Origin of the sequence: Leptolyngbya boryana PCC 6306 (genome assembly GCF_000353285.1) — a bacterium.
Classification (GTDB): Bacteria; Cyanobacteriota; Cyanobacteriia; order Leptolyngbyales; family Leptolyngbyaceae; genus Leptolyngbya; species Leptolyngbya boryana.
The window spans coordinates 3652921-3667747 of sequence record NZ_KB731324.1 but is presented as its reverse complement, the minus strand read 5'-3'; the positions used below and the strand labels follow the sequence as shown (position 1 = coordinate 3667747).

Annotated in this window: 13 protein-coding genes; 1 reads left to right on the top strand and 12 read right to left on the bottom strand. The window is 46.5% G+C overall.

Annotated features, from left to right (window positions below; all coding sequences use genetic code 11):
• Positions 1-23: 23 nt before the first annotated feature.
• Both ctaD and LEPBO_RS0118395 read right to left on the bottom strand, forming a co-directional pair.
• Positions 24-1694 (bottom strand): cytochrome c oxidase subunit I, encoded by a 1671-nt coding sequence (gene ctaD, locus LEPBO_RS0118400; RefSeq protein ID WP_017289038.1) that lies wholly within the window; start codon positions 1692-1694, stop codon positions 24-26.
• Between the two features lie 4 nt (positions 1695-1698).
• Positions 1699-2700, bottom strand: coding sequence for a cytochrome c oxidase subunit II (locus LEPBO_RS0118395; RefSeq protein ID WP_017289037.1), 1002 nt, complete (start codon positions 2698-2700; stop codon positions 1699-1701).
• 655 nt (positions 2701-3355) lie between these two features.
• Between LEPBO_RS0118395 and LEPBO_RS0118390 the strand changes: the two genes are divergently transcribed.
• Entirely contained in the window at positions 3356-4960 is a 1605-nt protein-coding gene (locus tag LEPBO_RS0118390; RefSeq protein WP_026148747.1) for a helix-turn-helix domain-containing protein, read from the top strand.
• Positions 4961-4975: 15 nt separating this feature from the next.
• Here LEPBO_RS0118390 and LEPBO_RS0118385 read toward each other — a convergent pair whose 3' ends face one another.
• From LEPBO_RS0118385 to LEPBO_RS45350, 10 genes are all read right to left on the bottom strand, one after another.
• A complete protein-coding gene (locus tag LEPBO_RS0118385; RefSeq protein WP_017289035.1) occupies positions 4976-5596 on the bottom strand; it encodes a (2Fe-2S) ferredoxin domain-containing protein in 621 nt (206 codons plus the stop codon).
• A gap of 582 nt (positions 5597-6178) precedes the next feature.
• Entirely contained in the window at positions 6179-6379 is a 201-nt protein-coding gene (gene nifT, locus LEPBO_RS0118380) for a putative nitrogen fixation protein NifT (RefSeq protein ID WP_017289034.1), read from the bottom strand.
• A complete protein-coding gene (locus LEPBO_RS0118375; protein ID WP_017289033.1) occupies positions 6376-6642 on the bottom strand; it encodes a nitrogen fixation protein NifZ in 267 nt (88 codons plus the stop codon). Before LEPBO_RS0118375 ends, nifT begins: the two co-directional genes overlap by 4 nt.
• Before the next feature lie 10 nt (positions 6643-6652).
• Positions 6653-7762 carry a homocitrate synthase gene (gene nifV / locus LEPBO_RS0118370; protein ID WP_017289032.1) on the bottom strand — a complete coding sequence of 370 codons (1110 nt, stop codon included), beginning with the start codon at positions 7760-7762 and terminating at the stop codon, positions 6653-6655.
• 72 nt (positions 7763-7834) lie between these two features.
• On the bottom strand, positions 7835-9373 hold the full coding sequence (nifK, locus tag LEPBO_RS0118365) for a nitrogenase molybdenum-iron protein subunit beta (protein WP_017289031.1): 1539 nt from the start codon (positions 9371-9373) through the stop codon (positions 7835-7837).
• A 255-nt stretch (positions 9374-9628) separates the two neighbouring features.
• Positions 9629-11113 (bottom strand): nitrogenase molybdenum-iron protein alpha chain, encoded by a 1485-nt coding sequence (gene nifD, locus LEPBO_RS0118360; RefSeq protein ID WP_017289030.1) that lies wholly within the window; start codon positions 11111-11113, stop codon positions 9629-9631.
• A gap of 124 nt (positions 11114-11237) precedes the next feature.
• Positions 11238-12128, bottom strand: coding sequence for a nitrogenase iron protein (gene nifH / locus LEPBO_RS0118355; RefSeq protein WP_017289029.1), 891 nt, complete (start codon positions 12126-12128; stop codon positions 11238-11240).
• Between the two features lie 181 nt (positions 12129-12309).
• Positions 12310-13194, bottom strand: a complete 885-nt coding sequence (nifU, locus tag LEPBO_RS0118350) for a Fe-S cluster assembly protein NifU (protein WP_017289028.1) — start codon at positions 13192-13194, stop codon at positions 12310-12312.
• A 21-nt stretch (positions 13195-13215) separates the two neighbouring features.
• Positions 13216-14514 (bottom strand): cysteine desulfurase NifS, encoded by a 1299-nt coding sequence (nifS, locus tag LEPBO_RS0118345; protein ID WP_017289027.1) that lies wholly within the window; start codon positions 14512-14514, stop codon positions 13216-13218.
• Complete coding sequence (locus LEPBO_RS45350; protein WP_071596173.1) at positions 14396-14797, bottom strand: DUF362 domain-containing protein; 402 nt, start codon at positions 14795-14797, stop codon at positions 14396-14398. Before LEPBO_RS45350 ends, nifS begins: the two co-directional genes overlap by 119 nt.
• Positions 14798-14827 lie beyond the last annotated feature (30 nt).

The following is a 14827-nucleotide window of genomic DNA, read 5'->3' as shown; positions in this document are numbered from 1 at the left end:
CAAAAACGCAATAAGCAGATCGACTACTGCACAGGCGCAGGCTCGCTTGCAGATGGAGGCGCTTCCGGCTCAGTCATCCCATAGTCGTAAGGGCCATGAGTGACGACTGGCAGCACTTCCCAATTCTCAATCATCGGTGGAGAACTCGTTGTCCATTCGAGAGTTAATGCATTCCAAGGATTATCACCTGCTAGCTGACCCTTACTCCAACTGCGAATCACATTGAAGTAGAAAGGAATGACCGAAATTGCCAGAATATAGGCTCCAACTGTGCAAAGCTGATTCACAGAAGTAAACTGAGGATCATACATTGCGACCCGACGCGGCATTCCTTGTAAGCCTAAATAGTGCATCGGTAAGAAGGTTAAGTGTGTTCCAATAAAGGTCAACGCAAAATGAATGCGTCCCAAACGCTCATCTAGCATTCTGCCCGTGATTTTGGGGAACCAGTGGTAAATTCCAGCATAGATGCCGAACACGGAACCCCCGTATAGAACATAGTGGAAGTGTCCAACCACATAGTAAGTATCATGAACATGCAAATCAAATGGAGCTGTTCCTAAAGTAACTCCACCTAAACCGCCCATTACAAACATTGAGAGCAACCCGATCGCGAAGAGCATCGCACTGGTATAGCGAATTTTTCCACCCCAGAGCGTTGCGACCCAACCAAAGATTTTCACCCCAGTCGGCACAGCCACAATCAAGGTTGAAATCGTAAAGAACATTCTCATCCAGCCTGGCGTTCCACTTGTAAACATATGGTGAACCCAGACAAACAATCCGACTAAACAGATTGCCACGCTGGAATACGCGATCGCTTTATATCCAAAAATTGGCTTGCGAGCGTGTACCGGAATGACTTCAGACATGATTCCGAAAATCGGCAGAATCATCAAGTAGACCGCAGGGTGAGAGTAGAACCAGAATAAGTGCTGATAAAGCACAACATTGCCGCCTGCATCTGGCTTATAGAAAGACGTGCCGAAGTTGATGTCAAACAGCAGCAAGATTAAACCGATCGTTAAAACAGGAGTCGAGAGTAGCGCCAAAATCGAGGTTGCCATCAATGCCCAACAAAACAGCGGTACTTGCGTCCACTTCATGCTAGGAACTTTCAGCTTCCAAATCGTAATCACAAAGTTGAGCGAACCTAGGACTGAAGAGGTTCCGACTAATGCGATCGCGGCAATCCAAATCGATTGTGCAATCGGAGCGGTGATAATACTCAAGGGCGGATAGGCTGTCCAACCTGCCTGAGCACCCCCAAACACAAAGCTCAGCATCAGCAATAACCCTGCCGGAGGATTGAGCCAGAATGCGATCGCATTTAGCTTCGGAAAAGCCATATCGCGCGCACCCACCATCAGAGGAATGAGGAAATTTCCAAATCCTCCAATTGCCGCAGGAACAATCCATAAGAAGATCATGATTGTTCCATGATTGGTCATGAAAGCATTGTATAAGCTGGTATCTACTAAATCAGGATCTGGAGTCGCGAGTTCTGTCCGAACTGCAACTGCCATAAATCCGCCGACTAAGTAGAAGAAGAATGCAGTGACCAGGTATTGAATCCCAATCACTTTATGATCGGTGTTGAATGTGAAATAGTCATACCACTTCCAAGCAGGATGGGAGGCAGCCGGATTTGCCTCGGAAGAGATGACTAGATTTTGATCTTGAGTTTGAGCCATGATGCTAAGGATGCAAGTGCGCTAAATGTTCTGCGGTGATGCCGAGGTCTTTGGCATAGGGTGCAAGAAATTCTGAGTCAGAGAGGGTTGCAACTGCTCGATTTGTCTCTGAGACTTGAGCAATCTTGGTTTCCTCGACCCATTTCTCATAGTCTTCGCGAGTTTGCACAACGACTGTCGATCGCATTCCACCGTGATAAGCTCCACAGAGTTCGGTACATACGATCGGAAATTCGCCCAGTTTTGTTGCGACGAATTGGAGCTGGGTTTGCTCACCTGGAATGACATCTTGTTTGATGCGGAATTGAGGAACCCAGAATGAGTGAATCACATCCTGAGCTTTCATATTGAGAACAACTTTTTGCCCGATGGGTACATGCAATTCACCGGGCATGACCCCTTCAGTAGGATAGTCAAACAGCCAAGCATACTGCATTGCAGTTACATTCACATTCAGTCCACCTTCGTGATTCTCTGTGAGACCATAGGCGGGAATGCGAGTTGTAGAACTGGTCGTAGAACTGTCTGTAGAACTGCTCGTTTCATCACTTGCATCGGCAATCATTGGTGCTGCGATCGCAGTTCCCATCGTATCGTGATGAGCATGAGTCGCAGCAGAGTGGACATGCGCCATTGCTGAACCCGCAGAAATGCCGCCCATGTGTTCATAGACATCAACGCTGTAGACTCCCAAGCCAATCACAATGATGCTGGGAATCGCAGTCCAGAGAATCTCTAGAGCAAAGTTGCCTTCGATCGGAACGCCATCTGTTTCGTCGCCATCAGGTTTGTGGTATTTGAGGGTGAAAAACAGAATTGTGCCTTGAACCACAATGAAGAGTGCAGTTCCAATGCCGACCATAACGCTAAAGAAGTCGTCTACCCAAGGAGCTTGCTCTGAAGCTTGCACAGGCAGGAGGTGATGGTTTTGGCTAACCCAGAAGCTGATCAAGGTGATCACAACGCCTGCAATTAGGGTTAGCAGTGAAGTAGGAATTTGGTTCATAGGTTGCTTCAAGCGAGTTTAGAAACAGCAATGTTGCAAAATTCGGAAACACAATTGCTGAAGCTAAAGGGATAGATTGACTAGTATTAAAACGAGCTTTTACTATCTGAAACTACTGCTTAATCGTAATCTGATTTGCGACAAATTCAAGTTAAGAAGATCTTAAAATCCTCTGTATTCAGACAGATAAACGATCGCTGTAACCCCTGCTTTGATTAGATTAATTGCAGATATGTATTGATAATTACAAATCAGATTTGGACGAATGTTTACAACAAACATATTTTGAAATCGCTCAGATGAGCTTCAAGAAAAAATCAATTTTGACTTTGAATTACAGTCATTAAATGAGCCAGTTATCTACAGCATAATTTTTAGAAAAAATGTAAAAAATGCTATGTTTTAGAAAACAGAGATTGTTTACTATGAACAATCTTTTCTAAATGTTAAAATAATGTTGAATTGCTCAAGCTGAACAGTAGAACGCTGCTAGCTCAATTAGAAAAGAATACGAATTGACTTGTATAAATACTCCCCTGCTTTTCGTTACGTGTGCTCCAGTTAAAACTTCAATTTATTTTGCGGTCTCAACAACAAGGAGACTTAGACGGATCAAGCTTACTCTCTACCTGTGTTGCCCCAACAACGGAGCATTATGGCGTACAAAATTTCTGGTGACTGTATGGGATGTGATGTCTGTCGTCCTCAATGCCCGACCGGAGCTATTTGCATTGAGGACACTGGCGCTCTGTGGATTAATCCAGTGCTCTGTAATGACTGCGAAGGATATTTTGACGAGCCTCAATGTTTGTCGGTGTGCACTCAGAATTCGGTGCTTCCTTACCAAGCAATGAAAGGTCGATCGAGAATTGTAGAGACAAGACCGATTACTAGCCCTGAATTGTTTACAAATGGTAAGAATAGCCCGTTTGCTTCTGCGATCGTCATTTGGGAAGCGTGTAATCTACTCGCTCAGCGCAAATCTTTACCCTGGAAAGTTCAAAACGGAACAGTCGAATATCAGCGATCGATTCATCACGGTCAAGGCTTGATCACGCTCAAATTAGCAAATGATCTGGGGGATTCTCCCATCCCTGCAACTAAGCAGGATGCTTTAGAAATTTTAGATGAGATGGATATTCGAGCCGCTTGTTTGCATCTGCTGTATGCCGCTTATGCAACCACTTTAGAGAAGCCTTGGGAAGAAGAATTTGTGATCAGTGATCAACAGATTGAAGCTTATCTAGGGTTAGACAAGCGAAAGGATTTGAGTAAGCCTGTCAAACTGAATTTGATCAAAGATTTAGTCGAAACGCCTTGTTGGTTAACTGCCTCGATCGATTTTCCAAAGCAAGGTAAAGTTCCAGCATTTTCGCTTTCTGATAGTCGCTTATGGCATTTAATCGAAATTCAGCATCATTTTCAAGAAGATGATTTGAAGTGTAAGCATTTAGTTGGCTTGACGTTTAGGATCAAAGCGGGTGCGTGGGCGAAGTACTTTCTGAATAAGCAAGAGTGTAAAGAGCAATCCGCATTTTATCAATACGGTAATCTCCCGAAATCTTTGATTTTTCTGATTATGAGCATTTGGCAGCAGCATGAAGGTGCAGCTCGGATGCTGTTGTGGTTGCTATTTAAGGTGCGAATTGGAAGAGAGCAAAGGGTTACAGTGCCGACCTTGATGCGGATTGCGTATGGCGAAGAAAAAGTTATGCTTGCCAATGCTCAACGGGAGGAACGAAAGCGGATTGTCAGAGCGTTTGAGAATGATTTATCTGTGTTGGATAACTATGGGTTAAAGCCTGAGTTTGATCCAGTGACTTATCCGCCTGAGATTCGACCGTTGTGGTCGAAGTTAGCAGGTTTGCCAGATGATGCGGAAGAAGCGCTTGAATTCTGGATGAATGATGGCAGCGGAGATTCACGATTAACGGATGCGGCTCCTCGCGGGAAGTGGAATCTATTGATGAATGCTCGAATTTTGTCGTTTGCTTTGCCCGTGGACTGGGAACAGTCTTCAGGGTTGCAGAAGAAGAAAAAGCGGCAGAGTGGGAAACAGCAGAAGTCTAAAAATCGAAGTTCGCAGTCAATGCTATCAAGTGACGAGATTGTGAATGCGAGAAAGAGTATTGGGTTGAGTCAGAGACAGCTTGCTGAGCGGGCTGGAAAGAGCCAGAGTTGGATTCGGGATATTGAGAATGGGCGATTTCAGATTAAAGCTCAGGATCAAGCAGTGTTGAAGAAAGTCTTGGGATTGTGATGTCTGATGGACTGATTATCTGGATGATAGGGTTTTGAGGAGATCTGCGATCGCGTTTGGTTCCATCCCACTGAGTCGCTTTTTCCCAGGCATGAGCATAATGTTGGGGGCCATTGAGCATTTGCCTAAGCAGTCAGATCGTTCAATGGTGGCGACGGTGTGCAGTTCGCGATCGCGGATTGCTGTTTCGAGTTCGCGATGCTGTTTTCGTCCACCTTTGCGTTGGCATTTAGAGTTTTGACAAACTAAGACCCGGTAGCAAGGTTGATCAGAGCAGGGTTTGTCAGGGCAGGATTTCTCGGACTTGAATTCAATGAGCTTTTCGCCCTTAAATTCAATGAGCTTTTCGCTGGTTGGATGCGATCGCAAAATTTGCTGAGCGGTCAGTTTGACGCTGCCAGATTTGGGGTCAATGCTTTGTTTACCCGTGACTTGAATTGGATCTAGAGGGCGGAGAGGGGAGGAGTGCTCGATCGAGCGAAACAATGCAGCTCGAACCTGTTTTGAGAGTTTGATTTGAATCTCTTCGTTTGCGGAAGACATCCGGAGATATTTGAGTTTTCCACTTTCGACAACGAAAGCTAAAAATTGTCCATCTAAGCAAAATTCGCGGGATTGAGCATCTTCAATGAGCATAATAGGACTCTCGGTGAAGGATACAAGGTAGACAGGTCTTGAACATTAAAGCACGTGCATTTTGAGAGTTAGTTTCAGGACAAGACGAACTTGGAGAAAGAGTTTGAATAGCTTCGTGTTCTTGGTTCAGCGCTAGCAACCCCGGAACACCGATAGTAGTGGAGAATAATAGCTGAGAATCATTGTCAAATTAAAAGCAGTATTTCCCAATAAGGGATTTAAACTAATTAGAGCAAGATAAGTTACAACAACGCAAAGCCCTATCTAAAAGGATGTTTGAAACGTATCGTTCACCGCTTTTATCTGTCCCGGAATGAATTCGGGGCTAGTTGAACGAAGTCCCGTGAACGGGACTAACAGCCAATCAAAATCAGGTCTTCAGTCCCTTTAGTGGACTTCGCACTGTTAGCCCGAAATTTCATTTCAGGGCGAGATAGAACGGAGCGAGGACACTGTTGATATGTTTCAAGTTGATATGTTTCAAACCCCATCTAAGAGATGCATATCTGCAAGCAGCACAATCAACAGCCTATGATCAAGGGAGACGAAGAGTAACAACTCTCTATCTCCCCACTCCCTACCCTAAATCCGCCGAGCCTCAACCGTCTGCGGCAACTTCATCGGCTCCTCCATCACGGGCATTGCTAGCTCCCAACCATTCGCCAACGTGTAAATCTTACCGTCCGCAGTTTCCGCTTCACTGACAACTTCTTCTTCTAAATCCTTCTTCGGCACATAAACAACCAAATGCCCGATCGCATTTTTACGTAACATCACTTTCATAGCACTTCCTCTGCGGATTCTAGTTCTTTACTCCGGCAACCGACTACAAAACCGGACTGCATAAAATGAACAGCGTAAATGTAATAGGTCTGTAGAAACGTTCCAATACTCACGACGTAGCCAGTGTCCCCTTTTTTAGCAAGAGTTACACCGATATCTTGTCCTGGAAAAGTGCCATCATTGCGAATCAAGCGGCGGGTTTTTACTTTATGACCAATTTCATAAAGCGGTTGATCATCAATTTCTACTTCATCGGGTCGCATCGTATCACTCCTATCGAGGGACTAAACTTAAGAGTTCTTCAGTCGTCAAACTTCGCTTCAACTGCATCGACAAATCCCGAACCGAATTCAAAACGGATTGTGTTTCTTCAAGTTCTAGAATGATGCCGTGCTGTGCTAGCAGATTTGCAACGAGATGTTTACCTGAATGTTTACCAGCAACGAGACGACGCTGCCAACCGACTTCTTCAGGCGAGAAAGGCTCATAGGTTTTTGGATTTTTTAGAACGCCATCGCCATGAATTCCAGCTTCGTGAGCAAATGCATTTGATCCGACGATCGCTTTCCAGGGTGGAACTGTACTACCGGATGCTTTGGAAACAACTCGTGACAGGGAAAGCAGTTGTGATGTATCGATTCCAACAGGCGTATGATAGACCTGCTTCAAACCCATGACCACTTCCTCAAGCGCAGCGTTTCCGGCTCTTTCACCTAAACCATTGACGGTTGTATTGACCGAAGTTGCGCCGGCTTTGATGCCTGCTAGAGCATTGGCAGTCGCAAGTCCTAGATCATTGTGAGTATGCATTTCGATCGCGATGTCAGACCGATCAACTAAAGCTTTCACTTTGTTAAATGTACTAAATGGATCGAGAATCCCAACCGTATCGCAGAAGCGAAATCGAGAAGCACCCCAATCCTGGGCGTAGAGTGCAACATCGAGCAGGAAGGTTTCATCGGCTCTAGAAGCATCCTCGCCACCGACTGAAACATACAATCCATGATCCACTGCAAAGCAAATGGTATCCCGCAAGCGTTCTAACATCGATCGCCAACGTCCTTGAAACTTGGCAGCAATTTGAATTTCTGAAACGGGAACTGAGATATGAACTCGGCTCAAGTCGCAAGAGAGTGAGGCCGCAATGTCAGAAATGGTAGCGCGATTCCACCCAAGAAGCTTTGCATTTAAGCCAAGTTGGTTAATTGCAGAGATTGCTTCTGTCTCTTGTCTCCCCATTGCGGGAATGCCAATTTCGAGTTCTTGTACACCGATGTCGTCGAGGAATTTTGCGATCGCAATTTTTTCATCGATTGTAAATGCAACGCCTGCTGCTTGCTCTCCGTCTCTCAAGGTCGTGTCATTGATTTGGATCTGGTTCATCGCCTTTGTCCCCCAGGAATGCACAAAGCAAGAAAGGTGGTGGAAAGACAATCCCACCACCTGAGATCGGCTTTATCGGATCAAGTCATACGAGATGTCAGTCTTCGATGGAATGATCGTGTTGCGATCGAGTTCATCTAACAACGTATTGACGATCCAGTTCAGCAGGTTGATCGTTCCCTTGTACCCAAAGGTTTCGTAGCGGTGTAAGTGGTGACGATCAAAGATGGGATATCCAATCCGAACCATTGGTGTCTTAGTATCACGCCAGAGGTACTTCCCATAGGAGTTCCCAATGAAGAGATCAACAGGCTCAGTAAAGAGCAATGATCTCATGTGCCACAGGTCTTTTCCACCCCAGATCTTGCCATTCGCGCCAAATGGGCTAGAGTCAAGAATTGCTTGCAGCTCTGCTTCAAATTCAGGATTGCTATTTGTGACAACAATGTGAGTTGGTTCTGCACCCAGTTCTAGCAAGAAGCTGACTAAGCCAATGACGAGATCTGGATCGCCGTACATTGCGATCTTCTTGCCGTGAAGCCAAGCTTGCGAATCGGTGATTGCATCAACTGCGCGTCCCCGTTCGTCTTCTAGCTCCTTCGGAATTGGCTTGCCTGTAAGTTCAGAGAGTTTCACCAAGAAAGCATCTGTGCCACGAATCCCAATTGGGCGAACAACAGAAACAGGCTGTTTCCAATCCTTGGCGATGTACTCACGGGTTTTGGTGGTGGAGTAGGCTTGTAATGCGATCGTTGCTTCTGCATTGATCGAATCTGCTGCAACATCGAGCGGAGTACCGCCGGGATACATATTGTACTCACCATTGTTGGGTGAATCCAGATAGTCAGAATTGTCAGCGAGAAGTGTATAGTCAACTCCCATGACTTCAGCCAAACGCTTCACTTCACGCAAGTTGCCAACATAAGTTTCAAACCCTGGAATGAAGTTGATCTTCCCGTTCGTTGTTTCTGCCTTCTTGCCTTCGGTGAGCGTGGTCAGAATGCCCTTCATCATGTTGTCGTAGCCCGTGATGTGGGAACCGACAAAGCTAGGAGTGTGAGCATAGGGAACTGGAAATTCTTCAGGGACAGAGCCTTTTTCCTTCGAGGTTTTGATGAAGGCTTGTAGGTCATCCCCGATGACTTCTGCCATGCAAGTCGTACACATGGCGATCATTTTCGGCTTGTAGAGGCTGTAAGAGTTCGCTAAGCCTTCAATCATATTGTTCAGTCCGCCAAAGACGGCTGCATCTTCTGTCATTGAAGAGGAGACAGCAGAGAAGGGTTCTTTGAAGTGACGGGTGAAGTGGCTACGGAAGTAAGCAACACAACCTTGAGAGCCATGAACGAAGGGAAGAGTCTGTTCAAATCCGACTGCTGCGAGAATTGCACCTAAAGGTTGGCAAGCTTTTGCAGGGTTAACAGTTAGGGCTTCCCGCTCAAAATTTTTCTCGCGGTATTCCCAGGTTTTTGTCCAGTCTGCAATGCGTTGAATTTCTTCGGTGGAGTGGCCACCTTCGTATTGTTTTTTGTCCGCAAACAACTCCTGGTATTCGGGTTGTTGGAATAGTGTTGCGTGGTCTTGGATCTTATCAATGTTGTTCTGAGCCATGAGAGAGTTCTCCAGAGAGAGGATGGAGGGTGAATTTTGAAGAGGGAAAGGTTTGCTGCGATTGGGGATGATTTGCCCCCTAAATCCCCCAAAATGGGGAACTTTGAAGCGTTAAAACTGGATTGATTGAAGAAATAAGCTTGTAGAAAGCTTGCTCACGAAGCGTGCTCACGAAATCGAATCAGTGACTGTTCTCAAAGTCCCCCATACATGGGGGATTTAGGGGGCAGAAGTTGCTCCAAACGCAGCAAAAGACTATTTGCTCCAGGGAGCGCCGATTAAGCTCCAGGTTGGACTATTCAGCGCCATATCCATATCGCGAGCGAAGATCGCGAAACCATCGTAACCGTGATATGGGCCAGAGTAGTCCCAGGAGTGCATTTGACGGAAAGGAAGTGCCATCTTTTGGAAGACATACTTCTCTTTAATTCCAGAAGCAACCAAGTCAGGCTTCATTTCCTTGATGAATTCCTCAAACTCAAAGGCAGAAACGTCATCATAGATCAGTGTGCCATCTTCGATATAGTGCGTCGTGCGTTTGTAGTCATCGTTGTGACCAAACTCATATCCAGTTCCGATCAATCTCATTCCGAGATCATAGAAAGCAGGAACAACGTGACGAGGACGCAGACCGCCGACCATCAGAGCAACTGTTTTACCTTGTAAACGAGGAAGGAACTTCGCGATGACTTCGTCCGTTTGGGCTTGGTATTTCGCGATCACTTCTTCTGCTTTGGCTTGAATGGTTTCGTCAAACTTAGCCGCAATTTCGCGCAACGATTTTGCAATCTGAGTCGGCCCGAAGAAGTTGTACTCCAACCAGGGAATACCATACGTTTCTTCCATGTGACGACTGATGTAGTTCATCGATCGATAACAGTGAACCAGATTTAACTTCACAGTCGGCGTATTGATCAACTCGTTGATGGTGCCATCACCCGACCATTGCGCAACGACGCGTAAGCCAATTTCTTCCAGCAGAATCCGGCTTGACCAAGCATCTCCACCAATGTTGTAGTCCCCAATGATGGCAACATCATATTGAGTCGGATCAACATCGATCGTGCCATCTTTTTTCGCTTTATCGGTTCTGGGGAAAATCCAGTCCCGCACCGCATCGTTTGCAATGTGGTGACCCAAGGATTGAGAAACGCCTCGGAAGCCTTCGCATCGAACTGGAACCACTGCTTTATTAATTTCTTTTGCGGATTTCTTAGCAACCGCTTCAATATCATCTCCAATCAAACCAATTGGACATTCAGATTGAATGGAAATCCCGCGATTGAGAGGAAACAGTTCTTCGAGTTCTGTGATCAGTTTTGCCAGCTTTTTGTCACCACCGAATACGATGTCGCGTTCTTGGAAGTCGGAGGTAAATTGCATGGTTCCGAAAGTATCAATTCCGGTTGTACCAATGTAGTAGTTCCGACGACCAGACCAGGAATAGTAGCCGCAACCAACTGGGCCATGGCTAATGTGAATCATGTCCTTAATGGGACCCCAAACCACACCCTTCGAGCCTGCATAGGCACACCCACGGGTGGTCATGGAACCAGGTAAGGATTTGATGTTGGATTTAACGCCGCAATCGGGTTTGCCTTCTTGGTAGACGTTGAGGTGTTTTTCCCGTTTTTTGCGTCCTTTTTCAGGGTATGCCTCTAGAACGTCTTTGATTAGTTCTTTGGGGTCAACAGCAGTTGCTGCATTTTCTTCTAGGGTTACAGATTCCGGAGGAGTCATAGGTGTGCCTCGCTGAGAGTGCTGAAGGTTGTGGAATGGGTGAGAGAGAGTAGGGAGTGGGGAGGTGGGGGAGTGAGGGAGTGGGGAGTAGGGGAAGTTTCCCCAATTCCCCTACTTCTAAGTCCTACGCGCCAGCTTTCGCTAGGTCTTGCTTGATCGCTTTTTCGTACTCTTCGTCGCCGCCTAACAGACCGAATTCGACCAAGAGGTCTTCTAATTCGTCCATCGAGATCGGAGTCGGAATCGTGAGATTCGTGTTGTCTTTGATCTTGCGAGCTAGGGTTGCGTATTCTTGTGCTTGAGCGCTGTCAGGAGCGTACTCGTTCACGGTCATCCGGCGCAGTTCTGCGTGTTGGACGATGTTGTCGCGAGGGACAAAGTGAATCATTTGAGTATTCAGACGTTGTGCCAAGGTTTCGATCAATTCGATTTCTCGATCGACCTTACGGCTGTTACAGATCAGACCGCCCAAACGGACACCACCGGAGTGAGCATACTTCAGAATGCCTCGTGCAATGTTGTTTGCAGCATACATTGCCATCATTTCACCGGAAGTCACAATGTAGATTTCTTGTGCTTTACCTTCGCGAATTGGCATTGCGAAACCGCCGCATACAACGTCACCTAGTACGTCATACGATACGAAATCGAGATCTTCATAAGCACCGTTTTCTTCAAGGAAGTTGATTGCGGTGATGATGCCTCGACCTGCACAACCGACACCGGGTTCTGGGCCGCCGGACTCAACGCACTTCACATCGCGATAGCCAGTCAATAGCACTTCTTCGAGTTCGAGGTCTTCAACTGCGCCGCGTTCTGCTGCTAAGTGCAGAATGGTGGTTTGTGCTTTACTGTGCAACATCAAGCGGGTGGAATCTGCTTTTGGGTCGCATCCTACAATCATGATGCGTTCGCCCATTTCTGCTAAAGCTGCGATCGTGTTCTGCGAAGTGGTGGATTTACCGATACCGCCTTTGCCGTAGAACGCTATCTGTCTAATATTTTCGTCAGACATGAGAATGGATCTCCTTTGAATTAGGTGTGTGGTTTGTCAATTCAGGTTGTCGGTGGGGGGTAGAGACGTTCCAATCAAAACTGTTGAATCGAAACGTCTCACTCTCTCGTTTACGGAGGTGGCGATCGTTCGCCCCAGGGCAGAGATTTTTTTAAATTCATTAGGACATTAGGTAGGAACGTTACACCGCTTGGACAACAAGGGTGGGAAGGACTCGAAGACGCAACTTAGCTTCGACGGCATCTTTGAGCGTGGCGGTACTGCTTGCACAAGAACCACAGGCTCCTTTGAGCGTTACTTTGACGAAATCGCCATCGACATCGTAAAGTTCAACATCGCCGCCATCTGCAATCAAGACGGGTCGAACTTCTTCGTCTAGCACTTTTTGAATCAGTGCAATTTTCTGAACATTGGTCAGAGGTTTACGGATCTGTGCCTCGGAGATTTCAGCTGCAATTCTGGCAGCAGTGGTTTCTTTCTCATCGATCACCGCAGTGATGATATCTTCAATATCTGCAAGACAAGAACCACAGCCGCCGCCTGCTTTGACATAGCTTGTGACCTGTTCTACTGTCGTCAGTCCGTTCTCAATTACGACTCGACGAATCTTCGGTTCGCTAATGCCAAAGCAACTACAAATCAATGCGCCTTCATCTTCTTCGTGGTGTTCGACTTCGATGCCTCGATATTTGAAGATGGCAGCTTCTAATGCTTCTTGTCCCATAACAGAACAATGCATTTTAGCCTCTGGGAGTCCACCTAAGAATGCTGCAATATCTTGATTACTGACATTCAAAGCTTCATCTAAGGTAAGACCTTTGACCATTTCGGTTAGGGCAGAAGAAGAAGCGATCGCACTAGTACATCCAAAGGTTTGAAACCGCGAATCGAGAATCTTATCGCTTTCGACTTCGATTTTGAGGTGAAGTCTCAAGGCATCCCCACAAGCAATGCTGCCAACTTCGCCATAGACTACCGCAATTCCTTCTTGGTTCGGATCTTCTATCGTGCCTTGGTTCTGCGGATTGTAAAACAGATCCAATACTTTGTCGGTGTATTCCCACATAGCTTTATCTCACTGAAAGGGTTATTTACTGGTAGCAACTGCTTCTTCTCTACCTTGGAGCCATTCTGCTTGGTCGCTATTGAATGGGGAGAGGGCACGAAGTCGATCGACGATTTGGGGCATGAGTTCGAGAACGCGATCGACATCTGCATCTGTATTGAAGCGAGACAGACTAAAACGAATCGAACCATGCAGAATGGTGTAAGGTAAGCCCATTGCTCTGAGAACGTGCGAGGGTTCGAGTGAACCAGAAGTACAGGCAGACCCAGAAGATGCACAAATCCCGTATTGATCCAGTGAGAGGAGAATCGCTTCACCTTCGATATACTTGAAGCCAATGTTGGTTGTATTGGGCAATCGCTCTGTACCACCGCCATTGACTTCGATTTCTGGAATCGTTTTGAGCAAAGTTTTCTCTAAGCGATCGCGCAATTTTTTCTCTTGTTTGACATTTGGCAAATGCTCAAGGGCGAGTTCTGCTGCTTTACCCAAGGCAGTTAAACCTGGAACGTTTTCAGTTCCGGCTCTGCGTCCGCGCTCTTGGTGTCCGCCGAGTAGGAAAGGACGGAATCGGAAACCTTTGCGGATATACAATGCGCCGATGCCTTTTGGAGCGTGGAGCTTGTGACCGGAGATTGTGAGCAGATCAATCGTGCTGTCCTGCATGTTGAGTGGAATTTTTCCAGCCACTTGCACTGCATCGACATGCATCGTCGCACCATATTCTTTTGCGATCGCTCCTGCTTGTTCGACGGGGAAGATTACTCCGGTTTCATTGTTCGCATACATCATGGATACGAGCGCAGTATTGCCCGTCATGGATGCTTCTAACTCCATCATGTCCACTTGACCTTTGCGGCTGACAGAGAGATAAGTAACCGTGTAACCTTGCTTTTCGAGTTGCTTGTAAACGTTGAGAACGGCGGGATGTTCAACTTGAGTCGTAATGATATGTTTGCGCTCAGGTTGAGCGGCGAGTGCCGCGCGAATTGCAGTATTGTTTCCTTCAGTGCCGCAGCTATTAAACACGACTTCAGATTCTTCTGAGTTAAACAGTGCTGCAACTTGAGCGCGTGCAGTTTTGACAGCTTTTCCGACTTGCCCTCCAAAGCGGTGCATCGAAGAGGGATTGCCGTAGTACTGAGTCAGATAAGGCAACATTGCCTCAACAACTTGTGGATCAACCTGGGTGGTTGCGTTGTTATCTAGATAAATGCAGGTTTGCATTGCGAGTCCCCGAATGATGAGAGAGCAAGGTGGAAAGTCTTTCTGAATAGCGATCGAACCAGTTTTGCCAGTAAGGGCTATGATTCGGGTCATGGAGATGACAGACTAAACGTTCATACGTTGCGAACCATTTTCTCCAGTACTCATCTGAGTGAAAGAGCGCTCTATGAGTGACTACGGAAGTCGTACCAGGAACACATCCGTAATTAGTCGGGCAGGTTGCTGCACATTGGGCGACGGAGTATGAGTCAGCGCAATTGTTACAGCGATTAGGATCGATCCAATGATGCGTTCCATCATATTGAATGGCTCCTGTCGAGCAAACTGGTAAACAATGATTGCATCCGATACATTGGCTGGTAATCGTGTAGCTCATGGCTTGACTCCCGATTTGCGATAGGCGGAT

Excerpts from the sequence above, each read along its gene's own strand:
- nifS (WP_017289027.1), bottom strand. The coding sequence starts at position 14,514 with ATGACCCGAATCATAGCCCTTACTGGCAAAACTGGTTCGATCGCTATT.
- ctaD (WP_017289038.1), bottom strand. The coding sequence starts at position 1,694 with ATGGCTCAAACTCAAGATCAAAATCTAGTCATCTCTTCCGAGGCAAAT.
- LEPBO_RS0118375 (WP_017289033.1), bottom strand. The coding sequence starts at position 6,642 with ATGCGACCCGATGAAGTAGAAATTGATGATCAACCGCTTTATGAAATT.
- LEPBO_RS45350 (WP_071596173.1), bottom strand. The coding sequence starts at position 14,797 with ATGAGCTACACGATTACCAGCCAATGTATCGGATGCAATCATTGTTTA.
- nifT (WP_017289034.1), bottom strand. The coding sequence starts at position 6,379 with ATGAAAGTGATGTTACGTAAAAATGCGATCGGGCATTTGGTTGTTTAT.
- LEPBO_RS0118395 (WP_017289037.1), bottom strand. The coding sequence starts at position 2,700 with ATGAACCAAATTCCTACTTCACTGCTAACCCTAATTGCAGGCGTTGTG.
- LEPBO_RS0118390 (WP_026148747.1), top strand. The coding sequence starts at position 3,356 with ATGGCGTACAAAATTTCTGGTGACTGTATGGGATGTGATGTCTGTCGT.
- nifK (WP_017289031.1), bottom strand. The coding sequence starts at position 9,373 with ATGGCTCAGAACAACATTGATAAGATCCAAGACCACGCAACACTATTC.
- nifH (WP_017289029.1), bottom strand. The coding sequence starts at position 12,128 with ATGTCTGACGAAAATATTAGACAGATAGCGTTCTACGGCAAAGGCGGT.
- nifD (WP_017289030.1), bottom strand. The coding sequence starts at position 11,113 with ATGACTCCTCCGGAATCTGTAACCCTAGAAGAAAATGCAGCAACTGCT.
- LEPBO_RS0118385 (WP_017289035.1), bottom strand. The coding sequence starts at position 5,596 with ATGCTCATTGAAGATGCTCAATCCCGCGAATTTTGCTTAGATGGACAA.
- nifV (WP_017289032.1), bottom strand. The coding sequence starts at position 7,762 with ATGAACCAGATCCAAATCAATGACACGACCTTGAGAGACGGAGAGCAA.
- nifU (WP_017289028.1), bottom strand. The coding sequence starts at position 13,194 with ATGTGGGAATACACCGACAAAGTATTGGATCTGTTTTACAATCCGCAG.